The organism is Chloroflexota bacterium, from assembly GCA_016235055.1.
GTDB lineage: Bacteria > Chloroflexota > Anaerolineae > JACRMK01 > JACRMK01 > JACRMK01.
On record JACRMK010000093.1, the window covers coordinates 1 to 26655 of the forward strand.

Sequence of the window (26655 nt, forward strand, 5' to 3'; positions counted from 1 at the left end):
CCCAACTTTGTTAGGAGGGGGTCGGGGGGAGGGCAACGCCGCTTACTTGTCGAGCCAGCGTGCGTGACAAGCACCAGAGGGCCAAGTTCATGGCAAGCCGGCATTGGACAGTACGCGTCCAAAGCCAAATTGAGAATTGCTGCACAGCGTATCCGCCGATTGACAGGTACTTCAAAATTCGTCTATAATGCGAAAAATCTTCCGCCGGTGATTTTTTCCGCAACCCTTGCAGTGTAGGGGCGCCGGCGAACGCTCGATTCCTCCGTGATCGTGGTGCGCATCGGCACGGTGTGTCTGAGCGCCAAATGACAATCTACGGGTGATGGCCGACGATCGTATGCACCGGCTGGCCGCGTCTTTACGACGTGACGGCGGCGGATACGTCTCCTGGACGAGAAGGTCGGGCGCGCTCGCGCGCCGGGCCGGTCGGCATTACTCACCTCACTGGAGGAGCCATGCGGAAGGGGCATATCGCGGCTGGTTTCCCTCGCTCTGTGCGCGCAGTTCGCCGCGCCTGCGCGACGCCGCGTTGCGCCGCGCCTCCCGGTTGTGCGCAAGCCACCGCCGCGCCCCGCGACGGTAAGCCGCTCGGTACGCCGGCAAAACCCATCTCCGATCATTCCGCCACGCGTTCGTTCCTCAGTTTTCGGGTCGCAGGTTTGTTCGTGGTTCATTGCTCGGCGCCGGCGAGACGACCTGTGTGTCATTGCTCGCCTCCCATTCGGTATCACACGAAGTATCAGCAGGGTTCGGCATCTCACGTTGCTGCCCCACAGATCGCGGTGTCCCCGGTAGCGGACGCCGTGAATCCGGGGGCGTTTTTGTTTGCCAATACCTGCGGCACACCGTGCCGATTGTTGTCGTAAGCCCCGGTCGCTCCGGGAGCCGAAGTAACGCAACGGGCAGCGCCGGCACGGGAGCCGGCGCGCACCGGGCGTCCAAATCAACGCAGGGACCTTTGGAGGAGGAGACATGCACCACAACCGCATAACCAGGGCATCCATCGGCTTAATGGCTGTAGCGCTACTGGCGCTACTCATGGCGACGGCGTGCGGCGGGCCATCCACCCCGGCACCGGCCGGGCCGACGCCACCGCCGGCGGTCGGGCAAACGCCCGCGGCGCCGGCGACCACGGGGGCGGTGCCGCAGCCGGCGACGCCCGCGGCGGCACAGCCGAAGCGCGGCGGCACGCTGGTTATCCGCTACTGGACGGGCGACCCGCCCGACCTCGATCCGTACCTCAACACGTCGTTCCGCAGCCAGGAGTTTGCGGCGTTCTTCTACAGCCGTCTGCTGAAGTTCGACAGCGGCCCGGATGTCAAGCCGAACTCGTTCAAGCCGATCGGCGACCTGGCCGACAAGTGGGAGGTTTCGAAGGACGGTCTGACGTGGACCTTCCATATCCGCGACAACGCGAAGTGGCAGAACAAACCGCCGCTCAACGGGCGCAAGGTAACGGCTGACGATGTGATGTTCTCCTGGACGCGCTTCCAGAAGGACAACGTGCAAAAGGCCGTGCTGAACATGGTCAAGGACGTCAAGGCGGTGGACGCCAGCAATGTCGCGTTCACGCTGAACGACATCTTTGCGCCGTTCGAGACGAGCATCGCGACGCCGTTGTTCTACATCGTGCCGAAAGAAGTCATCGACGCGGACGGCAACCTGCGCAAGACCATCGTCGGCAGCGGCCCGTTCATCTTCGACAAGTACGAGAAGGGCGTGCAGGTCGTCGCCAAGCGCAACCCGGACTACTACTTCTCGCCGATGCCGTACGTCGACGAGGTGGACCTGCTGATTGTGCCGGAGGACGCGACGGCCGTCGCGGCCATGCGCTCCAAGCAGATTGACATCAACGGCGTGTCGGCGATCGACGCGGCGTCGCTGAGCAAGACGAATCCCGAGATGCTGATCCGCAAGAACACGCAGAACCTGCTGTCGTTCATGTACTGGCGCGTGCAGGAGAAGCCGTTCAACGACGCGCGTGTCCGCCAGGCCGTCTCGCTGGCGATGGACCGCGACGAGACGATCAAGACGCTGTACGAGGGCGAGGGCGTTTACCAGAGTCATCTGGCGGCCGGCCTCGAATCATCGCATCTCAGCCCGCTCGACGCGAGTTTTGGCCCGAACGCCAAATACTTCAAGCGCGATGTCGCGGCGGCCAAAAAGCTGCTGGCCGACGCCGGCTACCCAGACGGCTTGAAGGTGCCGTATATTAGCGTGCTGAACGCGTACGGCAACACGTTTAACCAGGGTGTCGAGCTTGTGCAGAAGCAACTGAAGGACGCGGGCATCATCATGGAGTTCAAGCCGCAGGACTACTCGGCGTACATCGCGTCGACGTTCCTGGGCAAATTCGAAGCGCCGACGATGGTTTGGGGTCTCGAAACACCGGTGCAGGAAGCGAACGACTACCTCTTCAACATGTACGACCCGAAGAGCGCGCGCAACCATGCCGGTATCAACGACGAGAAGTTGAACGCCATGATCGTGAAGCAGCGCATGACGCTCGATAAGACCGAGCGCAAGAACCAGCTGTACGAGATCCAGCGCTACCTCGCCGAGCAGCAGTACTACGTTATCGGTACGGTGGGGATGCAGATGCAGTCGCTTCAGCCGTGGGTCAAGAACTTCTACTACGAGACCGACTACGGCCGCGGCGCGGAGTATGTCATCAAGGTATGGCTGGACGGCAAACCGCAGTAGGCTTGCGACGCCGGCCGGGCGGCGCGATCGGTCGCGCCGCCCGGCCGGCCCTGGCAGTCCAGGCTCGTGCGCGGGCGGCATGCACGGCGCGGCCGCCCGAACCCTGAAAACGATGGGGAGCTATGCAACAATACATACTCCGACGCGTGATCCTGATGGTGCCAACGCTGTTCGGCGTCACATTGCTGGTGTTTGGCATGATTCGCCTGCTGCCGGGCGACGCCGTGACCATGATGATGCAGGACTACGGCGGCTATGCCAAGGATCTCGAAGACCTGCGCAACAAACTGGGGTTGACCAAACCGTTCCACGAGCAGTATCTGGCGTGGGTCTGGGGCGCACTGCAGGGCAACCTGGGCACATCGCTGCGCAACAATACGCCCGTCATGGACGAACTCGTGCAGCGCATGCCGGTCACGTTCGAACTGGGCATGCTCGGGCTGGCGGTGTCGTTAATCATATCGATTCCGCTGGGCGTCTACTCCGCGGTCAAGCAGGATAGCCTGTCGGACTACATCGCGCGCAGTGCGGCCATCACCATGCTGGCCGTCCCCGGTTTCTGGCTCGGCACGCTAGCCATCACGCTGCCGTCGATCTGGTGGCAATGGACGCCGCCGTTGCGCTACACGCAGTTTTCAGTTGACGCGGGCAAGAACCTGAGCCAGATGCTGTTGCCCGCTCTCATACTCGGCATCGGCCTGTCGGGCACCATTATGCGCCTGACGCGCGCGCAAATGCTGGAGATCCTGCGACAGGATTTCATCCGTACCGCGCGCTCCAAGGGGCTGGCGGAACGGACCGTCATCTTCTTGCACGCGCTGCGCAATGCCATCATCCCGGTGGTGACGATCCTGGGTCTGCAACTGACGGTTTTGGTAAGCGGCACGGTTGTGCTGGAAAACATCTTTGTCGTGCCGGGCACCGGGCGTCTGCTGATTGAGGCGATCAGCTATCGCGACTTTCCCGTCGTGCAGGGCATCATGCTGATCTTCGCCGTGCTGATTATTGCATCCAACCTGATGGTGGACATCATCTATGCGTGGCTGGATCCGCGTATTCGCTACAGCTAGGCGCGGCCTGCCAGGTTTGCATGCACTCAAGGATACCCTGCCATGAGTTCGATTGCTCCGGCCACCGACGCCGTTTCGACTGCCGCGCAAATGGCCAAGATCTATGAGCCCAGCGTGTGGAAAACGGTGCGACGCTTCCTGCGCACCAAGCCGCTTGGCACGTTTGGGGCCGCCATTGTCGTGGCCTTCATGCTGCTGGCGCTGCTGGCACTGCTCGGGGTCATGCCATACCCGTACGACGAAGGCAAGGGCGCGGACCGCTTGCAGGGGCCGTCGGCGGCGCACTGGTTTGGCACCGACAATCTGGGCCGCGACATGTTCGCACGCATCGAGTATGGTGCGTTGATCTCGGTGTGCGTCGGGTTCGGCGCCATCTCCGTCGGCACGGGCATCGCGACGCTGATCGGCCTGCTGTCCGGCTACATTGGCGGCCGCTTCGATTTGTTCGTCCAGCGATTGATTGACATCTGGATCGCGTTCCCGCCGCTCGTGCTGCTGATCACCATGGTGACCATCTTCACCTCCGTCAACACCGACCCGGTCGTGTCGATCTTCATCATCGCGGCGACCATCGGCAGCCTCACGGCGGCGGGCGCGTCGCGCGTCGTGCGCAGCGCGGTGCTGACGATCCGGCACATGCCGTACATGGAGGCGGCGCGCTGCGTGGGCTGCGGCGACTGGCGCATCATCTTGCGTTACGTGCTGCCCAATGTGTTCGCGCCGATCATCATTCTGGCGACGACGCAACTGGGCGGCGCGATATTGACCGAGTCCACGCTGTCGTTTCTCGGCTTTGGCGTGCGGCCGCCGATGCCGGCCTGGGGCAGCATGTTGAGCGGGTCGGGCCGCCAGTTCTTCCTGGTCGCGCCGATGCTGGCGATCTGGCCCGGCCTGGCGATCAGTGTGCTGGTATTCGGTTTTAACATGTTTGGCGACGCGCTGCGCGATGTGTTGGATCCGCGACTGCGCGGATCGCGCTAGGCTGCGCCGTCGAATAGCATCTCAATTGCCGTCCGGCGTGTGGCTGTCGCGACGGGAGAAAGGGGGCGATCCGGGCCGCGTCGCCCAAATTTGGGCTATACTACTGCGAGTTAGCGAGGCGTTTCCACGAGCGGATCCGGGAGCGCGCGCGGCCGCGCGAGCGGCCGGCCGATAGGGTTGAACTGCGGGGACGGGCGCCAGTCGCCGGCCTTCAAGCGGCGTTTGAGGGCTGCCCACTGACGTCTGAAACCGTTACCACTCATTGTTGGAAGGAGAACACTGTGGATCTGAGCTTTACCCAAGAAGACATTGCGTTTCGCGCGCGTGTCCGGAAGTGGTTCGAAGAGAACCTGCCGAAAGATGAGCTGAAGTCCCTTGACGAGCGTGTGGCGTGGCACCGCAAGCTGTACGCGGCCGGCTACGTCGGCATGGGCTGGCCGAAGGAGTACGGCGGCCAGGATGCGCGCCCGATGGAGCAGGCGATCGTGCAGGACGAGATGGCGCGCGTGAATGCGCCGTCGACCGTGAACGGCCTGGGCCTGTCCATCGTCGGCCCGACGATCATCCATCACGGCACGCCGGAGCAGAAATCGCGCTTCCTCAGGAAGATCATGAACGCCGAGGAGATCTGGTGCCAGTTGTTCTCGGAGCCGAATGCCGGTTCGGACCTGGCGGCGCTGAAATGCCGCGCCGACGACAAGGGCGATCACTGGGAGATCAACGGCCAGAAGGTGTGGACCTCGGGCGGCTTCATCGCCGACTGGGGTATCCTGCTGGCACGCACCGACCAGAACGTGCCGAAGCACCAGGGCATCTCATTCTTCCTGATCAACATGCGCCAGCCGGGCATCGACGTGCGACCGCTGAAGCAGATCACCGGCGGCTCGGAGTTCTGCGAAGTCTTCTTTACGAAGTCGCGCGTCGAGAAGGATCATCTGATTGGAAAGTTGAACCAGGGCTGGCAGATCGCGCAGACCACGCTCGGTTTCGAGCGCGGCGCCGGCACGCTGAACCGCGTGACGACCTACCTGATGTCGCTGCGCCGTCTGGTCGATGTGTGCCGTTCCCTGAAGGTGAACGGCCACACGGCGATTGAGGACGCGGCGGTGCGCCAGAAGATCGGGCGCGCGTACGTCGAGTTGGAAGTGATGCGCTATGCCGGCCTGCGCATCCTGTCGCGGTTGGAGAAGGGCCAGCGGCCCGGCCCCGAATCGTCGATTGCGAAGCTGTATTACAGCGAGTACGACAAGCGGTACCATCACTGGGTGATGGAGATTCTCGGCCCGTATGGCAACCTGCTCGAAGGCACGCCGGCGGCCTATGCCGAGGAAACGGGCAGCGGCGCCTCCGGCCGGCACGGCGTCTGGGGCGTGGACTTCCTGCAGTCGTTCGGACCCACGATCTACGCCGGTTCGTCGCAGATCCAGAAGAACATCATCGGTGAGCGCGTGCTCGGTCTGCCGAAGGAAGTGCGCACCGACCGTATCGAGATCGCCAAGCAGAAGGGCGGCTAGGCCGCGGGCGGGCGTTCGTCGCCCGCAGCGTACCATCACTTCGTGGAGACCACTCATGGACTTTGACTTCACTTCCGATCAGGTGATGCTCCGCAACACCGTGCGCGAGTATCTCACCGATAAATGCACGTCGCAGTTCGTGCGCAGCATGTTCGACGATCAGGCGGGTTACAGCAAAGCGATGTGGAAGGAGATGGCCGACAACGGCTGGCTCGGCCTGACCTTCCCGGAGGACAACGGCGGCCTGGGACTCGGCCAGGTGGAACTGTCGATGATCCTGGAGGAGATGGGCCGGGCGGTGCTGCCGAGCCCGTACTTCGCCAGCGTCGTGCTGGCCGGCGCGGCGATTGCCGACGCGGGCGACAAGGCGCAGAAGGACAAGTATCTCGGCGGCATCGGCAGCGGCGAGTTGATCGCGACGATGGGCTGGCTGGAAGATGCCACGAGCTGGGGCCCCGGCGCGATCAACCTGAAGGCCGAGTCGGGCGGCGGCGGCTTCGTCCTCAATGGCCTCAAGCGGTTTGTGCCGTTCGCGCACGTCGCCGACGTGGCGATCGTGGCGGCGCGCACGTCCAGCAAACCGGACGGCATCACGCTGTTCGCCGTGGACATGAAATCTCAGGGCGTGGCGACCACCCCGGTCACCAACATGGACTTGACCAGCAAGGCGGCCGAGGTATCGTTCTCCAACGTGCGCGTGCCGGAAGAAAACGTGATCGGCGACGTGGACGGCGGCTGGCCGGTGCTGAAGCGCCTGCTCGACAAGGCGGCCGTCAGCGCCGCCGCCGAGATGCTCGGCGCGTCGCGCAAGTCGATGGAGATGTCGGTCGACTACGCCAAGGTGCGCGAGACGTTTGGCCAGCCGATTGGCACGTTCCAGGCGATCAAGCACATGGCGGCGGACATGCTGGTCGAGGTTGAGTCGTCGCACGGCGCGGTTTACTACGCGTCGTGGGCGCAGGCGGCCGGCGCGCCCGACGCGTCGCTGGCGGCCTCGGTGGCCAAGGCGTATGTGGGCGACGCGTCGCGCAAGGTGTGCGGCGACTCGATCCAGTTGCACGGCGGCATCGGCTTTACGTGGGAGTTCGACCTGCACCTGTACTTCAAGCGGGCGAAGTACTACGAGCCGATGTTTGGCGACGCGGACTACCACCGCGAGCAGGCGCTGCGCACGCTGGAAGCCGAGACCAAGTAATCATGCGCGCCGGAGTGGCCGGCGGCCGGTTTGGAACAGGCGCGGCCGCCGGTCACGTCCGGCAGGAGACAGGCTATTATGGAAAACTTTGAAGTCAACTCTGTTGAGGAGATGAAGAAGTATATCGGGCAGGAGACCGGCCTGGGCGACTGGGTGTTGATCACCCAGGAGATGGTCAACAAATTCGCGGACGCGACCGGCGACCACCAGTTCATCCACGTGGACCCGGAGCGCGCGAGCAAGACGATGTTCGGCGGCACCATCGCGCACGGCTACTTCACGCTGTCGATGCTGGCCGGCTTTCTGGGCCAGAACGTGACCGGCATGAAGTCCAAGCTGCCCGGCGCGAAAATGGGCGTGAATTACGGCCTGAACAAGGTGCGCTTCATCGCGCCGGTGCCGGTCGGCAAACGCATTCGCGTACACCGCAAGCTGATGTCGATCGAGGAAGACCCGAACAAGCGCTGGGTGCAGGTGACGAGCGAGAGCACCGTCGAGGTGGAAGGTGTGGACCGCCCGGCGATGATCGCCGAGACGCTGGGGCGGACCTACTTCTAGAGCGTGCTTTCAGGCGCGGGCTGAACGTTTCAATCGATCGCGGGCGCTCTCCGCTTTGAGCGAGGAACTGCCGGGACTGCAGCATATTGAGCGCAATCCGCCGCCGCTATATCACGTCCTAGCGGCGGCGTTGTATTTGACGGGCGCGCCGAACGGAGCCGGGACATTCGCGGTTGCTTCGAACGCCCGGGCTTTTCCATTCTCGCCTGACAAACCGACGGCCGCACCCTGAGAAGTCCAGGACGCCGCGGCGACATGCGTGCGGACAGAAACTGGTGCGCCACATATCCACGCCGTCATTCCGGCGAAGGCCGGAATCCAGGCGGGCGTAACAGAGCCCGTATGCGTGCCAGATGCTGGCGTGGATGCCGGCGGTGGTCAGCGGCTTCGTTGCGCCTGGGCCTCCAGCCCAGGCGTGCTTAACGTCCAGCGGCGCGAAGCCGCTGGACAGCACCGCTGACCGTTAACCGTCCGCTGGCATGAGGCCAGCGGACAACGACATGCCGGCATGACGGGCTAGAATGAATAGTCAGTCTGGTTGCCAGCCAAGTTTCTGAACAGCCTGTCGAAGGGCGCCGCAAACATGCCGCAGGCTTCGCCCCCGTCTGCGCGGGGCGGTACGGCAAGTTCAGCCTGCTGTGCGCCGTTTCGGACACACTATTCGAAAATGGAAAGGCCCTCCCGAACGCTTCCGCGCTTGACGTCGGCCTGAAGGACGGGGAGAAGGTCTTATTGGCGCCGATTCATCCACGGCGCGGCGGTTACCGGGAACGGGAAGCCCCGGCAGTATGGCATCGATGCATTAATCCATCCGCCGCGCGGCGTGCGGCGTCTCTAAACCACATCCACATTCGGAGGAGGAGCACGGCGTGACCAGTCCACTGGAGCATTTCCTGAATCCTAAATCGGCGGCCATCATTGGCGTGTCGCCGAACTGGAGCTACATCAACACCATCTTCAAGCATTTCGTCGCGCTGAAGAAGCCGGGCCGCGTGTATCCGATCAACCCGCGCTATCCGGACGTGGATGGCGTGAAGTGTTACCACCGCCTGACCGACGTGCCGGATGATGTCGAGTTGGTGCTGGTCGCCGTGCCGGTGCGCCTGGTGCCCGATGCGCTGGAACAGTGCGAGCAGAAGAAAGTCAAGGCGATCAACATCATCACGAGCGGGTTTGCCGAGATCGGCGGCGAGGAGGGCGATCGCCGCCACAAGATGATGACCGACTTCGTGGAACGCACCGGCATCCGCATTGTCGGGCCGAACTGCTACGGCAACGCGAGCGCGATCTACCGCTTCGCCGGCATGCCGAACACGGCGCTGATGTGCCAGCGCGCCGGGCGGCTGTCGCTGGCGTTCCAGAGCGGCGGCATCGCCATCTCGGTCATCAGCAACTGCGTCGATCGCTACATTGACATCGCGCACGTGCTGAGCACCGGCAACGAAGTCGATCTCGACGTCGCCGACTGCGTGCGCTATTTTGCCGAGGATGACAACACGCAGGTCGTTGGTTGCTATGTGGAGCAGTTCCGTAAGCCGGAGGCGTTCCTGGAGGCGGCCGAACTGTGCGCGGCGGCCAGAAAGCCGATCGTGGTGCTGAAGAGCGGCCGCTCGGAAGTCGGCGCCAAAATGGCGCAGGCGCACACCGGCGCGCTGGCCGGCTCCGACAAGATCATCGACGCGATGCTGCGCAAATACGGCGTCACGCGCGTGTACGACTTCAACGAGATGATCGAAACGATGGCGATCATGCACTCGAAGAAGCTGCCGAAGGGGCGCGGGGTTGGCGCACTGACCAACTCCGGCGGCGAGAACTCCGTGCTGGTGGACCTGGCGGAAGAAATCGGCGTGTCGTTCCCGCCGTTCTCGCCGGACAGCGCCGCCATCATCCGCGAAGAGTTGTACGATTACATCGCCGTCAGCAACCCGCTCGACATCACCGGGCCGGGCGGCACCGCCGACATGAACGTACATGAGGCGGCGCTCGACGGCATGGGCTCCGACCCGAGCATCCACATCATCCTGCACAACCTCGGCGGCAATACGAAGTTCGACGCGGCCAGCCCGTCGGGCAAGGTGATACTGGCCGCAATCCAGAAGTACCCGGACAAAGTCTGGCTGCGCTCGTCGAAGGTGGCGGGCACGTTCCGCGACAAACCGCTGGGGATGCCGGACTTTGCCGAGCCGCGCGCCGACTTCGAGGGCGTGCCGTTCATGCAGGGCACGACGAACATACTGAAGGCGGTCAAGCACCTGATCGACTACGCGGAGTACCAAAATCGCCGCGCGGGTATCAAGCCGGCCCCGCCGGTCGATGCCGCGCGCCAGACGAAAGCGCGCGCGCTGGTCAAGGCGGCCGGCGGACGCGCATTGACCGAGAGTGAGGGCAAGCAGGTGCTGGCCCTGTACGGCATCCCGGTCACGAAAGAAGGCATCGCGCAGAGCGCCGACGAGGCCGCGCGTGTGGCGCAAGCGATCGGCTTCCCGGTTGTGCTGAAGATCGTCTCGCCGCAGATCATGCACAAGACCGAGGCCGGCGGCGTGGTGCTGAACGTCAAAAGCGCAGACGATGCCAAAACCGCGTTTGAGCGCATCACGGCATCGTGCAAGAAGTACAACCCGCAGGCCGAACTGCAGGGCGTGTCGGTGCAGGAGATGGTCGGCGGCGGCCAGGAGATGATCCTCGGCATGACGCGCGACCCGCAGTTCGGGCCCGGCGTGCTCGTCGGGCTGGGCGGCATCTTCGTCGAGGTGCTCAAGGACGCGGCGCTGAATATCCCGCCGATTGACGCCGAGGGGGCGCAGGCGATGATCGACTCATTGCGCGGCAAGGCCATCCTCAAGGGCGCGCGCGGCCTGAAGCCATCGGACGTGGGCGCGCTGGTGCAGACGCTGCAGGACTTCTCGCAGTTATGCGTCGAGTTGAAGGACGACGTGAAAGAGATCGATATCAACCCGTTCGTTGTGTTCGAAAACGGCAAGGGCGCCAAGGCGCTCGACTGCCTGATCGTGCCGGCGTAACCATTTCACAGGCCGGCGGGCGCTGGCAGGCTCGCCGGCCACTGAGCGAGGCGTAGTGACGAACTTCTCCAAAGAAGACCGCAACCGGGTGGTGCGCAAGCCGGAGCGCGGCCAGTACGACAAGAGCGTTATCTATCCGATCATCGACGAGGCCCTGATCTGCCACGTGGCGTTTGTGGTTGACGGGCAGCCGTACGTCATTCCGACGCTGCACGCGCGCGACGGCGACGACCTGCTGCTGCACGGCGCGTCGACCAGCCGCCTGATCGAGCATGCAGGGGCGGGCAACCCGCTCTGTGTGGCAATTACACACATGGACGCGCTGGTGCTGGCGCGCTCCATCTTCAATCACTCGGTCAACTACCGCTCGGCGGTGCTGTTCGGCCGCGGGCAGTTGGTCGAGTCGCCGGAAGAGAAGAACCGCGCGCTCGAAGCGTTCACCGAGCGACTGATGCCGGGCCGCTGGTACGATGCGCGCGAGCCGAACGCGCAGGAACTAAAGGCGACGGGCGTCGTGCGTATGCCGATCGACCTGGCGTCGGCCAAGGTGCGCACCGGCTCGCCGAAGGACGATGCGGAAGATATGGGGCTGGCGGTCTGGGCGGGGCTGGTGCCGGTGCGCACCACTTACGGCCAGCCGATCGGCGCGCCGGACCTGCAGCCGGGCACGCCAGTGCCGGCGTATTTGCGCGAATTCCTGACACAGCGCAACGGTTAGCCAATGCAAGGAAATATGGTATCATGCGCCCCGTAGGGCAAGGGTGCTCGCGCATGTTTGCACCATCGAATATTGACTCGCATTACAGCCGCACGGATCTGCTGGAGCGGATCGTCACGGCGCTGCGTGCCGAGGGCAAGGATCCGGAGCGCCTGTCGCCGTCCGATCTGGCGGCGATCGATCAGTTCCACGCGCGCGGTCGCGCCGCAACGGCCGACCTGGCGCGCCGGGCGGGGCTGACTGCCGGAACCTGCGTGCTGGATGCGGGCGGCGGCTTCGGCGGTGCGGGGCGCATGCTGGCCGCCGAATTTGGCTGTATCGTCACGGTGCTTGACCTCACGGCGGATTACATCCGCGCCGGCGAGATGCTGACGCGTGCGACCGGGCAGAGCGCCACGGTCACCTTCCGGCGTGGTAGCGTGCTGGCGATGCCGTTTGACGCTGCGGCGTTTGACTGCGTGTTCACGCAGCATGTGACGATGAATATTGCGGACAAGGCGCGCTTCTATGCGGAGTGCCGCCGTGTGCTGCGCCCGGGCGGCCGGCTGGCGCTGCACGACGTGATGGCGGGGGCCACGACCCCGGTGCTGTTCCCGGTGCCGTGGGCCAGCGGGCCGGCGCTTAGTTTCCTCGAAGCGCCGGAAACGACGAAGGGAATGATCGAGCGCGCCGGGTTCCGTCTGGTCGAATGGGTCGACGAATCGGCGCTGGCTGCCGAGGCGTTCCGGCGGGCGGCGGCGCGCAGCGAGACGCCCGGCCCGCGGCCGGCGCAGTTGCTGCCGCTGGTCTTCGGCCCCGACGCGCCGGCGATGGCGGCCAACTTTGCGCGCAACATCGCCGAAGGGCGCGTGGTGGTGGTGCAGGCCGTGTTCGAAGCCATGCCGGTGTAGCGCGCGGCGGCAAACCGAGCAAAGTTCACAATCATCCATTTCATACAGAAACGGAGAACATTATGGGCAGACTCGACGGGAAAGTGGCCTTGGTCACCGGCGGCGGCGGCGGCATTGGCCGCGGCATCTGCAAGATGCTGGCGAAGGAAGGCGCGGCGGTCGTCGTCAACGACCTCGGCGTCAGCGTTTCGGGCGAGGGCGGCGACGCCGGCCCGGCCCAGAAGGTCGCCGAGGAGATCCAGGCCGAAGGCAGGCGCGCCATCTTCGACACGACGAACGTGACGAGCTACGAGGGCGTCGGCGCGATGATCGAACGCACCGTGCGCGAACTCGGCAGCATCGACATCGTGGTCAACACGGCCGGCATTCTGCGCGACCGGATGATCTTCAACATGAGCGAGGCTGAGTGGGATGCGGTCATCGCCGTGCACCTCAAAGGCACCTTCAACATCTGCCGGCACGCCTCGTCGCGCTTCCGCGAGCAGAAGTGGGGCCGTTTCATCAATTTCGCCTCGGTGTCGGCCTGGGGCAGCCCCGGCCAGCCGAACTACGGCGCGGCCAAGCACGCCATCATCGGGTTCACGCTGGCGCTCGCCAACTCGATGGCCAAGAGCAACTGCACGGCCAACGCGATTGCACCGGGCTTCGTGGCGACGCGCATGACCGACAACACCCCGCGCGGCCAGGCGGTCATGCAGCAGACCGGCAAGCCGATGAGCGAGCAGTTCAAGGGCACCGAGAACGACCCCGACGCGCTGGCCCCGATGATCGCTTACCTGGCGACGCCCGAAGCGGCGTACATCAACGGCGCGGTGCTCGGCGTGCAGGGCTACGCGTGGCACCTCTACTCGCATGCCGAGGCATTGCGCATCCTGCAGGCCGACCACAAGTTCGCGCATGACGAGCTCTGGGCGCTGGGCCCGCAGACGCTGGGCGCGGGCCTGACGCCGCCGCCGATGCCGCCCAAGCCGGGCGAGACACCGGCCCCGCGCCGCACTCAGGTGCTGCAGAACGATGCGGCGTCGTGGAAAGAGATCGCCCCCGGCGTGAAGTACTGGCAGTGGAATGAATACTACGAGACCAAGCGCGCCTAGTCCGCGGACGAGCGCATATCACCACCTACGGAGTCAGACATGGGCAAACTGGATGGCAAAGTAGCACTCGTCACCGGCGCCGGGCGCGGCATTGGCCGCGGCGTGGCCAAGGCGCTGGCCTCGGAAGGCTGCGCCGTGATCGTGAACGACCTGGGCGTATCGCTGTCGGGCGAGGGGCAGGACGCGTCGCCCGCGCAGCAGGTCGTCAATGAGATCAGTGCGGCGGGCGGCAAGGCGGCCGCGAACTACGGCAACGTCGCCAAGTACGACGAAGCGGCGGCGATGATCCAGCAGGCGGTCGACGCGTTCGGCAGGATCGACATTGTCGTGAACGTGGCCGGCATCCTGCGCGACCGGATGATCTTCAACATGAGCGAGGCCGAGTGGGATTCAGTCATCGCCGTGCACCTGAAAGGCACGTTCAACGTCTGCCGGCACGCGTCGTCGCGCTTCCGCGAGCAGAAGTCGGGCCGTTTCATCAACTTCTCGTCGTCGTCGGGTTTCGGCGCGCCGGGCCAGCCGAACTACGCGGCGGGCAAGTCGGGCATCCTGGGCCTGACCTGGGTGCTGGCGAACTCGATGCGCACGTCGAACTGCACGGCCAATGCGATCCTGCCGGGTGCATGGACGCGCATGATCGACTCGATCCCGCGCATGGCGCAGCGCGTCATGTCCGAGACGGGCAAGATGCCGAGCGAGACGGCGATCGGCACCGAGCACGATCCGGATAACATCGCGCCGCTGATCGCCTTCCTGGCGAGCGACGCGGCCGAGAATATCAGCGGCCAGTGCTTCGCAGCGTCGGGCTACCAGTACGCGCTGATCTCGCAGCCGCAGGTCGTCAAGACGATCCGCGCCGAGAACGGCTGGACGGTCGACTTGCTGGCGCAGGTGATGCCGAAGACGTTCGGCGCCGGCCTCAAGATTCCAGTGGCGAAGGAAGACGGCACGGTCGAGCAGGTCGGGTTGAACATGCACCGCGGCGATCTACCGGCTGATGCTTACAAGGAGATTGCGCCAGGCGTGAAGTACTGGAGTATTCCGCTCCCGCCGTACGGCGAAACACGGTAAAATTGTTGGACGGGCCGGCGGAAGCACGCCGCCGGCCCGTTCTGCACGTATAATACCGTAGGATACCGGGAGCAGGTGACGGCATCGCTCATGGCTGGACGGGCGGCCGTCGTCGCCGGTGCATAGAAGCCGGGGCCGCGCGCGGACTCGCAACCCCATCCATTACCCACGAGGAGAGCATGGCAAACAACATAGCGGGGAAGGTAGCCATTGTCGGCGTGGCCGAATCGGACCAGATTGGCATCGTGCCCGACCGCTCGGTCATCCAGTTGCACGCCGAGGCGGCGCACAACGCGTTGAGCGAGGCGGGATTGACGACCCGCGACGTCGACGGCATCTTCACCGCGGGCGTCTCGCCGATGGAAACGGCCGAGTATCTCGGCATCGTGCCGAAGTTCATGGACGGCACCGCGGTCGGCGGCTCGTCGTTCGTGATTCACGTCGGGCACGCGGCGATGGCGATTGCGGCCGGGCTGTGCAGCGTGGCGCTGATCACGCACGGCGAGAGCGGCCGCTCGCGCATCGGCATCGGCGGGTTTCCGCAAGGGGCGCAGACGATACGCGGCCAGTTCGAGGCGCCGTTTGGTCTGCCGTCGCCGGTGGGCGCGTACGCGATGGCGTGCTCGCGGCACATGGCCCAGTACGGCACAACCTCCGAGCACTTGGCGCAGATCGCTGTCTCCACACGTGGCTGGGCGTCGCTGAACCCGAAGGCGATGTACCGCGATCCGCTGACGATTGAGGACGTGCTGAAGAGCCGCATGATTTCGTGGCCGTTCCACCTGCTCGACTGCTGCCTGGTGACGGACGCGGGCGGCGCGATCGTGCTGACGTCGTTGGAGCGCGCACGCGACCTGAAGACGCACCCGGTGGTGGTGCTGGGGCGCGGCGAGAGCATCGACCACTCGAACATCTCGCAGATGCACGACTTCACGTCGGGTCCGGCGAAGGTGTCGGGCAAGCTGGCGTTCGACATGGCCGGCGTGCGGCCGGACGAGCTCGACCTGGCGATGATCTACGACTCGTTCACCTACACGGTGCTAATGACGGCCGAAGACCTGGGGCTGTGCAAACCGGGCGAGGGCGGCGCGTTCTTCGCGAAGGGCCGCACCGCGCCGGGCGGCGTCTTCCCGGTCAACACCAACGGCGGCGGCCTGTCGTATACGCATCCCGGCATGTACGGCGTGTTCACCATCATCGAGTCGACGCGCCAGTTGCGGCACGACTACCAGGACCAGGGCATCCGCCAGGTGAAGGACGCCAAGCTGGCCGTGGCGCACGGCACGGGCGGCGTCCTCAGCTCGGCCGGCACCGTCATCCTCGGGCGCGCATAGGCGCACCGTACCCTTCTCACACGAGGTCACACGAATGGCTGACTATACCAAACCGCTCCCGATGCCCGATCCGCTGACCAAGACGTTCTGGGACAGCGTCAAAGCGCACGCCATGCAGCTGCAGAAGTGCGGGGACTGCCAGAAGTTCATCTACTACCCGCGCGCCGTCTGCCCGTACTGCGGCTCGCGCAATCTGGCCTGGAAGCCGGTCAGCGGCCGGGGCAAGCTCTACGGCTTCACGATCAATATGGGCAAGCATCCGAGCACGGCGCCGTTCTCGGCCGACGCGCCGTACGTAATTGCGCTGGTCGAGTTGGACGAAGGGCCGCGTCTGATGACGAACCTGGTCGGCATCGACCCCGACCCGACCAAGATCAAGGTCGGCATGGATGTCGTCGTGCACTATGACGACGTCACGGAGCAGATTTCGCTCGCGAAGTTCAAGCCCGTGTAGCAGGTTTTTCATGCTCTGCGGCCTTTGAGGCCGCAAAATCCTACTGCGATTGACAGAGGAGAAATTCATGTTTGCGGCACGCATTGTCGGTCCGAAGGAGTATGAACACGTTCAGTTGCCGATCCCGGATATCGAGAACGCGCCGAAAGGCATGATTCTCGTCAAGACCAGGCGCGCAACGATCTGCGGCAGCGACATGCCGTATTACCTCGGCGTGCACCCGTTGACGATGCACCGCGCCAAAGAGTGCTTTTCGGCGCACGAGACGGTCGGCGAGGTCGTAGCCAGCAATTCGTCCAGGTTCACGGCCGGCGACGTTGTGATGTCCGAGCCGTATATGTTCAAGGGCCTCGGTCAATACTTTCTGGCGGACGAATCGCGCACGGCGCTGATCCCGAACGACGGCGAATGGAACAAGTGGACGCTGGCGCAGCCGCTCGGCACGGTGATCTGGGGCATGCGCAAAGTCGGCGCGCTGTTCCACCAGGATGTGGTCGTGCTGGGGCAGGGCGGCATCGGCCTGTTCGCGATGCAGATGGCGGCGAACCTCGGCGCGCGCAACATCATTGCGGTGGACAAGCATGCGCTGCGGCGGACCGTTTCGGCGAACACCGGCGCGACGCACACGCTCCCGGCGATGGACGATGACGCGCTGGCGGCGGCCGTGAACGAGATCACCGGCGGGCGCGGCCCCGACCTGGTCATCGAGGCGGTCGGGCACCAGACCGACACGCTGAACACGGCGATCAAGCTCGCCCGCTACGGCGGCAGCATCCTGGCGTTCGGCGTGCCGGATATCGAAGAGTACCCGGTGCTATACAACGAACTGTTCCGCAAGAACGTGCGGCTGATGCCGACCGTCTCGTCGCCCGACTACCCGCGCGACTTCGAGTTGGCGGTGCAGTACATCAAGAACGGGCGCATCCGCGTGGATGGCATCGTCACGCACGAGTTGCCGTTCAGCCGGTTGAAGGAGGCGTTCGACCTGTTCGCTGACCGCAAGGATGAGGCGATCAAGGTGATGATCAACTACGAACAATAGTGCGACGTGCACCAGATCGACCCTGCCGGATTGGGGTTTTGCGCGGCGGTACGGCGCGGCTATAATTCGGACGATTCAATGAGGACACCATGAGACCCACACAATCCGATTGCGCCGCGGCGGTTGTCGATATCGCCCCTCAGGTGGTTCGCCACCTGCGCGCGCATATCCGGTCGCAGAGCAGCCCGAACTTCACCATTCCCCAGTTCCGCGTGCTGGCGTACTTGAGCCGGAACGGGGAGGCGACACTATCCGAGCTGGCGACGAGCCAGGGCGTGTCCCTGCCGACCATGTCGAAGCTGGTCGGCAGCCTCGTCCAGCGGCGCTTCATCGACCGCGCGGGACACGGCACCGACCGGCGCAAGCTGAAGCTACAACTGACGCCCGAGGGCGCACAGGCGTTCAACACGATCCGCGAGAGCACGCGCGAGTTTGTGGCGGGCCGGCTGGCCGCGTTAGACGATGCGGAATTGCAGAACGTCTCGCAGGTAATGCAGTTGCTGCAGAGGCTGTTCGCCGCGACCGATCCGTTGAAACCGAAATGACTAACCGGTTGACCGATACTGAGAGGGCGGGCCGCAAGCCCGCCTTTTCGTTTGTGCGCGACAGCGGTATGCGCCGCGCGGCTTTGGTCTTCGCCCTCTGGTGGGTGACCGTGCAGGCGTATGCACTGCTCGCCTTCGCGCGCTTCCAGTTGTCGCTGCCGGATGAGGCGTACACCTGGACGAGCCAGATCCGCGACATGCTGCCGCTGGCCTGGAATGGCTTCGCGGCGCTGCACGCCCGCTTCGACTCCGGGTTCTACCAGATGATCGCGCTGAGCGGCTACAGCCGCGACACGGCGGCGTTCCTGCCGCTCTACCCGCTGCTGGTGCGGGCGGTCACGCTGGCGGCGTGCGGCTGGCTGCCGTGCACGGCGATCGACGCGGCGTTCGTGGTCAGCAACCTCTGTGCGCTCGGCGCTACGTGCGCGGTCTTCGCGCTGGCGCGGGTGGATCTGGACGAGCCGGCGGCGCTGCAGGCGCTCTTTTACCTGCTGGTGTTCCCGACGGCGTGGTTCCTGACGGCCAACTACACCGAGGCGACGTTCATCCTGCTGGCGGCGACGGCGTTCACTGCGGCGCGCCGGGGCCGCTGGGGCGCGGCCGGGGTGGCGGGTGCGCTGGCGATGCTGACGCGTGTGACCGGGCTGGCGCTGTTCGCGGCGCTGGCAGTCGAGTGGTGGCGGCAGGGCCGCGACCGGCGCGGCGCATGGCTGCTGCTGATCCCGGCCGCGTTCGGCGGCTTTCAGCTCTTCCTGATGGCGCAGGGTTTGTCGTTCTTCGACTCACAGTACCGCCTGTTTCACCGCGCCGCCTGGAGCTTCGATAGCTTGCCGGACAACCTGGACTGGGACCACCTGATCAGCTATCCGGCGGCGCAGGCGAACCTGCTGCTCGACGCCGGGCTGGCGCTCGGTGTGCTGGCCGTCTCGGCGTGGCAACTGCGGCGCGGCCGCGCGAGCTACGGCGTGTACGGCCTGCTGTGCGTGCTGATCCCGCTGTCGACCGGCCAGACGCTCGGCCTGAACCGTTTTGCGCTGGCAGCGTTCACCGTGCCGCTGGCGCTGGCCGGCGCGCGCTCGCCGTGGGTCGACCGCGCCTACACGCTCGGCGGTGCGCTGCTGCTGGCGCTGTATACGATGCTGTACGTGCAGGGCTACTGGGCGGGGTAGGGAGCTACTCCCCGCTGTGTCCCGACTCGAACGCCGCCATGTAGTGGCTGAACGGATGCATGACTTTCGCAAGTTTCACGAGTTCGCGGTCGAAGCCGGGCGCCAGCACCTCGGCGTCCGTGAAGTCGTGCTCGGCAATCAACTGCTTCAGCCGCAGCCACTCGATCTGCGGGTGGTCGCGCGCGACGCCTTGCGGCGCGGACTTCAGTCGCTCGCCGTGGATCTCCCCGAACTGCTGGCGGAAGGCGCGGTTCTCCACGATGCGCAAGAATGGCGCGGGGTCTGTGGCAATGCGGTCGCGGAAGGCGGACAGCGCGGCCGGCGAAGGGCTGTGCATGCCGCCCGCGAGCATCGAGCCGCCCAGCATTAACTGCAAATAGTACCCGCCCTTGAGCGACTTGCGCCCGCCCGGCGCGAGGTATGCGCCGAAGTGCGTCTTGTACGGCGTCTTGTCGGGCGAGAAGCGCACGTCGCGGTTAATGCGGAAGATGCAGTCCGGCGCGGTGGTGTGCCCGAAATCCTCGAACTTCCCTATCGCGGCCAGCAGGTACGCCACAAACGCCTCGAACTCGGCGCGGGCGGCGTCAAACTCGGCGCGGTGCGCCTCAAACCACGGCTTGTTGGTGTTGCGTTTCAGGCCGGCCAAGAAGGTCAGGACCGGCTTCAGGTCGTAGTCGGCGGGCATGCGGTTTCTCCCTCAGGTGGCATAGCTGTGGCGGGTGTCTGGAACATGAGAGACTTTGGAACGCGAGAGTCGCTAAAATTCACGAAAGGAGCAGGCCGCAGCGTGCGGCACCCCTTTCGTGCCCTTCGCGTCGTTTCGTGGCTTTAGTGTTCCAAACGCCTTGCTACAGCCCGATCGACCTCAGGTAATCGCGGTTGCGCTGTGCGCTGTCCTTTGGCGTGCCCATGCCGGGCAGGACGTCCTGCTCGACGAGCACCCAGCCATCATACTGGCGCTGGCGCAGCCAGTTGAGCACGGCGGGGAAGTCGATCATGCCTTTGCCAAGCTCGCAGAACACGCCGCGCGCGATCGCGTCGTTGTAGTCGAGCTTCTCGCGGCGCAACGCTTCGGCCACGTTCGGCTGACAGTCCTTGAAGTGCATGAACTTGATACGGCCGGCGTAGCGGTCCATCGCCGCCAGCACCGCGCGGCTGTCCTGCGCCTGCGCGCCGTAGGCGTAGTGCCCGGTGTCGAACACGATGTTCAGCACGGCCGGGTCGGTGCGCTTCAGCAGTTGGTCGATCTCGTCGGGCGTCTCGACGAAGCCGGCGCAGTGCGGGTGGAACAGCACCGGCAGGCCGGTCTCGGCGACGATGGCGCGCGCAACGCGTTCGACCCCGGCGACGTAGCGGTCCCACTGTGCGGCGCTCAGGCCCATCGCCGGTGTGACGCGCCCGGCGTTGAGCGTGCGGACTGGGTCGGTCACGTTGGCGTCGGCCAGGTTGATGAACGGCTTGTGCGTCTGCTTCTCCGAAACGGCGGCCAGCAGGCGCGCGACCCGGAGCGCGGCGGCCTCGCCGGGCTCGACCGCGGCCGGGTCCGCAAACGCAATACCCACGAACGTACCAACCATCGTCAGGTTACGCTTGTCCAGTTCGGCGCGCAACTGCTTCGGGGCGGTGGGCATGAAGCCCCAGTCGCCCAGCTCGGTGCCGGTGTAGCCGGTGCTCGACAACTCGTCCAGCATGCGCACGTAGCCAGCCGTCTCGCCGGGAGGCGCCGGCACGCCGACAACGCCCCAGGAACAGGGCGCGTTACCCACATGAATCGTTGGCATAGTGGTTGCTCCAATTGTTAGAGAGTAACTGCCACGGCCCGTCGGACAGTATCACGAAATGCCCGTGAGCCGTTATGTCATTTCGAAGCCGCGTAGCGGCTGAGAAATCCTGCCGGCGTGGCGAGGGAAGGGTTTCTCAGGCATTCCGTGCCTTCGAAATGACGGTGAGCAGTTGCGTTAGAGATAGTACCGTTCCTTCTTGAGCGCCGTTTCGTACACGGCGCGCTTCGCCTGCACGTTCGCATCGTCCGATACCTCGGCGACCACCACGTCCCACCATGACTCGTAGCCGCCGACGCGCTGCTCACGGTCGGTCTCGATCACGACAACGGTCGTGCGCGTCTGCCCGCGCGCTTCCTCCAGCGCGGCTTTCAGCGACGCCAAGTCGCGCGCCTCGATCACATGCGCGCCGAGGCTACGCGCGTTGGCCGCGAAGTCGACCGGCACCGGCGCGCCGTGTAACTGGCCGTCCGCGGCGCGATAGTTGGTGCGCGTGCCGAAGCCGCCGCTGCCGAGCGACTGCGACAAGCCGCCGATGCTGGCGTAGCCGTGGTTGTCCAGCAAGACGATCACGAGCTTGATCCCTTCCTGCAGAGAGGTGACGATCTCGTGCGCCAGCATCAGGTACGAGCCGTCGCCGATCATCACGACAACTTCGCGCTCCGGCGCGGCCAGCTTCACGCCAAGGCCGCCGGCGATCTCGTAGCCCATGCACGAGTAGCCGTACTCCAGATGGTAACCCTTCGGGTCGCGCGCGCGCCAGAGCTTGTGCAGGTCGCCGGGCAGGCTGCCCGCCGCGCCGACGACCACGTCGCGCTCGCGGCACCAGTGGTTGACCGCGCCGACCACCTCGCCCTGGCTGATCAGCGGGCCGTGCTCCAGGTTGTAGATACGCTCCACCTCGGCATCCCACTCGCGGTTGAACTGCGCGGCGCGGGCGCGGTACGCCTCGGCGGTGCGGAAGTCGCCGAGCGCGGCGGCCAGTTCATCCAGTGTGGCGCGGGCGTCGCCGGTCAGCGGCAGGGCGGCGTGCTTGAAGGCGTCGAACTCCGCGACGTTGATGTTGATGAAGCGCACGTCCGGGTGCTGGAACGCCGTCTTGGACGCCGTCGTGAAGTCGGAGTAGCGCGTGCCGATGCCGATGACCAGGTCGGCCTCGCGCGCCATGATGTTGGCGCCGGGTGTGCCGGTCGCGCCGATGGCGCCGAGCGCGAGTGGGTGATCGTAGCGCAGCGCACCCTTGCCGGCCTGCGTTTCGCCGACCGGGATGCCGGTCTGCTCGGCGAAGCGCTGGAGCGCGTCGCTGGCGTCGCTGTACAGCACGCCGCCGCCCGCGACGATCAGCGGGGCATGGCTGGCGCGGATCCACTGCACGGCGCGCTGCATGAGCGCGGCATCGGGGCGCGGCCGCGCCACGGTCCAGACGCGCTTCGCGAACAGCGCAGCCGGGTAGTCATACGCCTCGGCCTGCACATCCTGCGGCAGGGCGAGCGTCACCGCGCCGGTCTCGGCGGGCGAGGTGAGCACGCGCATCGCCTCGGGCAGGGCGGTGATGATCTGCTCCGGGCGGTTGATGCGGTCCCAGTAGCGCGAGACCGGCTTGAAGGCGTCGTTGACCGAGATGTCCTGGCTCGCGCCCGATTCGAGTTGCTGCAAGACCGGGGCGACGTTGCGCCGAGCAAAGATATCGCCGGGCAGCAGCAGCACCGGCAGGCGGTTCACGGTGGCGGTCGCCGCGCCGGTAAGCATGTTTGTCGCGCCGGGGCCGATCGACGTCGTGCAGGCGAAGGCGCGCAGGCGGTTGTGCATCTTGGTGAAGGCGCTCGCGGTGTGCACCATCGCCTGCTCGTTGCGCGTCTGGTAGTAGCGGAAGTCGGGGTTGGCCTGCAGCGCCTGGCCGATGCCGCCGACGTTGCCGTGCCCGAAGATGCCGAAACAGCCGGCGAAGAACGCCTGCTCGCGGCCGTCGCGCTCACTATACTGGTTCTTGAGGAAGCGGATGACGGCTTGCGCCATCGTCATGCGAATCGTCTCGTTCATTGGCTGCACCTACCATACCTTTCTATTGCGGCCACTATTAATCTCATCTGGTATCTGGCAATACGTCTGCCGGACACTGGGAATAACTTTTCGGTCGCCCCTCATCCCCTGACCCCTTCTCCCCGCACAAGGCGGAGAGAAGGGGAAGATTGTTTGGGGATTGGCGCGGCGGCGTAGCCGCCGCGCCAATCCCCTTTTGTTTCTCCTCCTCCACGCGAAGCGGGGAGGAGGCCGGGGGGGAGGGGAAGTCCCAGACGAACTCTGTCCATCCTGCCTGACGATGTGGACCAGAATCACGTTGAAAGTTAGATCGGCTTTTGTTTGGCGAAGAGACCCTCGAATTACAGCCCTCCGCGGGTCGAGACGAACGCCATTGCTTCGTCATAGGTCGGCATGAAGTTGGCGCAGCCGTGCTTGGTCACGACGATCGCGCCGCACGCGTTGCCGAGCCGGGCGGCTTTGCGCCAGTCCCAGCCCTTGACCACGCCGTACAGGAAGCCCGCGCCGAACGCGTCGCCTGCGCCGAGGATGTTATACACCTCGACCGGGTAGCCGGGCGCGTCGATTGCCTCGCCGCCGGCCAGGTGCACACGCGCGCCTTCGGAGCCGCGCTTCTCGACCACGACCTGCGGGCCGAACGCGAGCAGCGCCTGAATGGCGCCCGCCGTGTCACCATGCACGTGCGCGTCGGAGACCTGGCTGTCGGTTACCTCGATTTGGCGCGGGTCGGCCAGCAGGGCGGCGTTGATCTCGTCGATCGTGCCGATCACGATGTCGACTGAGCGCAGCGCCGAGCGGACGGCCACGCCGAACGCGCGCGCGTCGTGCCATTGGTCGGGGCGAAAGTCGACGTCGAGCACGACTTTCGCGCCGGCCCGCCGCGCCGATTCGGCGGCGAAGAGCGTCGCGCTGCGGCTCGGCTCCTTGCTGAGGTTGGTGCCGGCGAACTGGAAGACGCGGCAGGCGGTCACCGGCGCGGCCAACGCGTCGTCGATCGTCAACTGCAGGTCGGCGCAGTTTTCGCGGTAGAAGACGAGCGGGAACTTGTCGGGCGGCTCGATGCCGAGCACCACGGCCGACGTGCGGTGGCCGGGCTTGCGCGGGATGAAGCGCGTCTCGATCCCCTCCTTGTTCAGGAAGTTCAGGATGAAATCGCCGACCGGGTCGGCGCCGACGGCGGTCAGCAGGGTGGACTTGAGGCCGAGCCGGTTGGCGCCGACGCAGATGTTGGTCGGCGAGCCGCCGACGTACGCGGCGAAGCTCTTGATGTCGACGAACGGCGCGCCGACATCGTTGGCGTACAGGTCGAGGCCGGAGCGGCCCATGTGCAGGGTGTCGTAGGTGACGGTGACCATGTCGTAGTCCTATGTCGAGATCTCATACTGATTCAAGCGGTTCAGTCCTATCTTGTCATGCTGAGCGCGAAGGTCGAGCTTTCGGCCTACGACGCGCTGCGCGCGCGAAGCATCTACAATGCAACAGTTCAGATGTTTCGCGCGCGTGGCAGGCTTTCAGGAATGTGGTCTTGCCTGCGCGCTTCATCCTGTGCCCGCCGCTCTGCGCCGTGCACAGGACGTACATGACAGTTTAGGACGCGGCCAACTTGAAACAGTATCCGAAGTCATGTCGACCTGTGAGGTCTGCCCGATTCTCAATACAGCGGCAGGCGCGGATCGATGCCCTTGTAGTTGTGCTTCACCCATGTGAAAGCCGGATCGTCCACGTTGGCGAGACTCTGCGCGCTGCCGGCCAGCACGTTCAGGTAGTACGCCGTGCAGCCCGGTGCGGCGACGACCGGGTGGTAGCCCTCGGGCACCAGCACGGCGCAGTTGTTCGTCGGGCGCGCCAGCGCGTCGATCGGGTAGCCGGCCTGGTGCAGGGGCGAGTGCGCGTCGGTATACACGCGCTGGTAGGCGAAGCCCTCGGGGCGGTCGAACTTGTAGAAGTAGACCTCCTCCAGGTCGGCCTCGATCAGCGTGCCGTCGGCGTCCACGCGATGCACGTCGTGCTTGTGCGGCGGGTAACTGCTCCAGTTGCCGCTCGGCGTGTAGACTTCGACCAGCACGAGTCGGTGCACCGGTGAGCCGGGGCGCAGGATATCGTTGATCTGGCGGCTGACGTTGTCGCCGCCGCGGACCGAGACCGGCATGTCGGCCGGCTTCGTCAGGTACGGCGCGTGGTCCTGGTCGGTCGGCACCCAGGTCACGGCGTACTCGCAGTCGGTCTGTGCGGTGATCGTAAACGACGTGCGGCGCGGCAGGTAGAGCACGTGCGCCGGCCCGGCGAACACATCGCGGCGGCCGCCGACCGTGGGCCAGTTGCCGCGGTCCGACGTGACGCCGAACGTGCCGCACAGGTCGACGACCGCCAGTTCGTTCTCGCCGCTTTGGAACGACCACAACTTGCCGGCCGCCAACCGCCGCGCCTGGAACGAGATATACTCCCAGCCGGCCTGCGCCGGCGTCACGCTCGTGATCAGGTCCGGGTCGGCGGCGGATGACCGCGGCCGCACGAGGATGTTCTCGCTGGTGTACTGTGTGTGTGGTGTCATAGCGTCCTGTCGGGGTGCTGTAACTGGAAGAGCTTGTCCGGTGTGTTGGTGCAGATGGCGTCGACGTCGAGCGTGTGCAGGGCGCGTAACTCGTCGTCGCGCTCCTCGTGCCAGAGCACGATGCCGAGCCCGGCGGCGCGCAATGCGAACAGCAGGTCGGGCGTCAGCAGTGTGTGCGGTTGCGGTGCGCGCGCCTCCCAGCAGAGGTGTACCATGTCGGCGCGGGCGGCGCGGCACATCGCAATAAGGTCGCTGGCCGGGAAGACCGGGCCGACCAGCAGGGAGACGATCAACTCGGGCGCGAGTTCCTTCGTTTGGCGCACAAGCGCGGGCTGGAACGAGCCGACGATGACCTCGCGCGCGTCGCTCATCTTGTTGGCGCGCAGGCAGTCGACGAGCGGCCCCGGCGTGCCGTCGCCTTTGAGCTCAATGTAGACGCCGTTGCGGCCGCGCACTAGGTCGATGACCTCCGGCAGGGTCGGGATGCGCTCGCCGCGCCCGGCGTCGAGTTGCTTCAACTCGGCGAGCGTCAGATCTTTGATCGCGCCGCGGCCGTTGGTCGTCTGCTCGACGGTCGCGCCGTGCATCACGACCAGGTGGCCGTCGCGGCTCAGGTGCAGATCGATCTCGCCCATGTCGGCGCCGAGCTCGATAGCGCGGCGGTAGGCGCGTAAGGTGTTTTCAGGCTCGACGGCCGATGCGCCACGGTGCGCGACGATGCGGTAGGGTTGAGGCATGAGGGCTGATCCGGCGGTTATTGACCCTGAGTCGATTGTACATCCGCCGTGGAGCTTTGCAAGTCGGAAATGGGGGATCGGGGAACAGGGAACAGGGATCAGGGATCAGGGGTCGGGGATCAGGCATACGAGGGGTGCTGCGTAAAGACAGTGCGCTTTTGGAGCAATGCGGTAGAGCCAACATGCGA

The 26655-nt window shown here is 65.3% G+C and carries 22 protein-coding genes; 16 read left to right on the top strand and 6 right to left on the bottom strand.

Annotated features, from left to right (window positions below; genetic code table 11):
* Positions 1-972: 972 nt before the first annotated feature.
* From HZB53_21225 to HZB53_21300, 16 genes are all read left to right on the top strand, one after another.
* Positions 973-2703: an ABC transporter substrate-binding protein gene (locus HZB53_21225; protein MBI5880180.1), complete on the top strand. Its 1731-nt coding sequence runs from the start codon at positions 973-975 to the stop codon at positions 2701-2703.
* Positions 2704-2825: 122 nt separating this feature from the next.
* Positions 2826-3773 (top strand): ABC transporter permease, encoded by a 948-nt coding sequence (locus HZB53_21230; GenBank protein ID MBI5880181.1) that lies wholly within the window; start codon positions 2826-2828, stop codon positions 3771-3773.
* A 90-nt stretch (positions 3774-3863) separates the two neighbouring features.
* The gene (locus tag HZB53_21235) at positions 3864-4754 is read left to right on the top strand and encodes an ABC transporter permease (protein ID MBI5880182.1); all 891 of its coding nucleotides are present in this window, start codon (positions 3864-3866) and stop codon (positions 4752-4754) included.
* A gap of 281 nt (positions 4755-5035) precedes the next feature.
* Positions 5036-6268: an acyl-CoA dehydrogenase family protein gene (locus HZB53_21240; protein ID MBI5880183.1), complete on the top strand. Its 1233-nt coding sequence runs from the start codon at positions 5036-5038 to the stop codon at positions 6266-6268.
* Positions 6269-6323: 55 nt separating this feature from the next.
* A complete protein-coding gene (locus HZB53_21245) occupies positions 6324-7463 on the top strand; it encodes an acyl-CoA/acyl-ACP dehydrogenase (protein ID MBI5880184.1) in 1140 nt (379 codons plus the stop codon).
* Between the two features lie 78 nt (positions 7464-7541).
* Positions 7542-8021, top strand: a complete 480-nt coding sequence (locus tag HZB53_21250; protein MBI5880185.1) for a MaoC family dehydratase — start codon at positions 7542-7544, stop codon at positions 8019-8021.
* Positions 8022-8890: 869 nt separating this feature from the next.
* A complete protein-coding gene (locus tag HZB53_21255; GenBank protein ID MBI5880186.1) occupies positions 8891-11041 on the top strand; it encodes an acetate--CoA ligase family protein in 2151 nt (716 codons plus the stop codon).
* 55 nt (positions 11042-11096) lie between these two features.
* A complete protein-coding gene (locus HZB53_21260; GenBank protein MBI5880187.1) occupies positions 11097-11759 on the top strand; it encodes a pyridoxamine 5'-phosphate oxidase family protein in 663 nt (220 codons plus the stop codon).
* Positions 11760-11812: 53 nt separating this feature from the next.
* Positions 11813-12649 (top strand): class I SAM-dependent methyltransferase, encoded by an 837-nt coding sequence (locus tag HZB53_21265; GenBank protein ID MBI5880188.1) that lies wholly within the window; start codon positions 11813-11815, stop codon positions 12647-12649.
* A gap of 62 nt (positions 12650-12711) precedes the next feature.
* Positions 12712-13743, top strand: a complete 1032-nt coding sequence (locus tag HZB53_21270; protein ID MBI5880189.1) for an SDR family NAD(P)-dependent oxidoreductase — start codon at positions 12712-12714, stop codon at positions 13741-13743.
* A gap of 39 nt (positions 13744-13782) precedes the next feature.
* A complete protein-coding gene (locus tag HZB53_21275; GenBank protein MBI5880190.1) occupies positions 13783-14814 on the top strand; it encodes an SDR family oxidoreductase in 1032 nt (343 codons plus the stop codon).
* Between the two features lie 179 nt (positions 14815-14993).
* Positions 14994-16148, top strand: a complete 1155-nt coding sequence (locus HZB53_21280) for a thiolase (GenBank protein ID MBI5880191.1) — start codon at positions 14994-14996, stop codon at positions 16146-16148.
* Between the two features lie 34 nt (positions 16149-16182).
* A complete protein-coding gene (locus HZB53_21285) occupies positions 16183-16602 on the top strand; it encodes a Zn-ribbon domain-containing OB-fold protein (GenBank protein MBI5880192.1) in 420 nt (139 codons plus the stop codon).
* Positions 16603-16669: 67 nt separating this feature from the next.
* Positions 16670-17644 (top strand): zinc-binding dehydrogenase, encoded by a 975-nt coding sequence (locus HZB53_21290; protein MBI5880193.1) that lies wholly within the window; start codon positions 16670-16672, stop codon positions 17642-17644.
* Positions 17645-17733: 89 nt separating this feature from the next.
* A complete protein-coding gene (locus HZB53_21295; protein MBI5880194.1) occupies positions 17734-18189 on the top strand; it encodes a MarR family transcriptional regulator in 456 nt (151 codons plus the stop codon).
* The gene (locus tag HZB53_21300) at positions 18186-19358 is read left to right on the top strand and encodes a hypothetical protein (GenBank protein MBI5880195.1); all 1173 of its coding nucleotides are present in this window, start codon (positions 18186-18188) and stop codon (positions 19356-19358) included. Before HZB53_21295 ends, HZB53_21300 begins: the two co-directional genes overlap by 4 nt.
* Before the next feature lie 4 nt (positions 19359-19362).
* On the opposite strand, the gene HZB53_21305 is transcribed toward HZB53_21300, so the two are convergent.
* From HZB53_21305 to HZB53_21330, 6 genes are all read right to left on the bottom strand, one after another.
* Complete coding sequence (locus HZB53_21305) at positions 19363-20043, bottom strand: DUF2461 domain-containing protein (protein MBI5880196.1); 681 nt, start codon at positions 20041-20043, stop codon at positions 19363-19365.
* A gap of 163 nt (positions 20044-20206) precedes the next feature.
* Complete coding sequence (locus HZB53_21310) at positions 20207-21139, bottom strand: TIM barrel protein (GenBank protein ID MBI5880197.1); 933 nt, start codon at positions 21137-21139, stop codon at positions 20207-20209.
* A gap of 177 nt (positions 21140-21316) precedes the next feature.
* Complete coding sequence (gene iolD, locus HZB53_21315) at positions 21317-23179, bottom strand: 3D-(3,5/4)-trihydroxycyclohexane-1,2-dione acylhydrolase (decyclizing) (GenBank protein MBI5880198.1); 1863 nt, start codon at positions 23177-23179, stop codon at positions 21317-21319.
* Positions 23180-23520: 341 nt separating this feature from the next.
* Complete coding sequence (gene iolC / locus HZB53_21320; protein ID MBI5880199.1) at positions 23521-24534, bottom strand: 5-dehydro-2-deoxygluconokinase; 1014 nt, start codon at positions 24532-24534, stop codon at positions 23521-23523.
* A 296-nt stretch (positions 24535-24830) separates the two neighbouring features.
* Positions 24831-25730, bottom strand: coding sequence for a 5-deoxy-glucuronate isomerase (gene iolB / locus HZB53_21325; GenBank protein ID MBI5880200.1), 900 nt, complete (start codon positions 25728-25730; stop codon positions 24831-24833).
* Positions 25727-26467 (bottom strand): glycerophosphodiester phosphodiesterase, encoded by a 741-nt coding sequence (locus tag HZB53_21330; protein ID MBI5880201.1) that lies wholly within the window; start codon positions 26465-26467, stop codon positions 25727-25729. Before HZB53_21330 ends, iolB begins: the two co-directional genes overlap by 4 nt.
* Between the last annotated feature and the right edge of the window lie 188 nt (positions 26468-26655).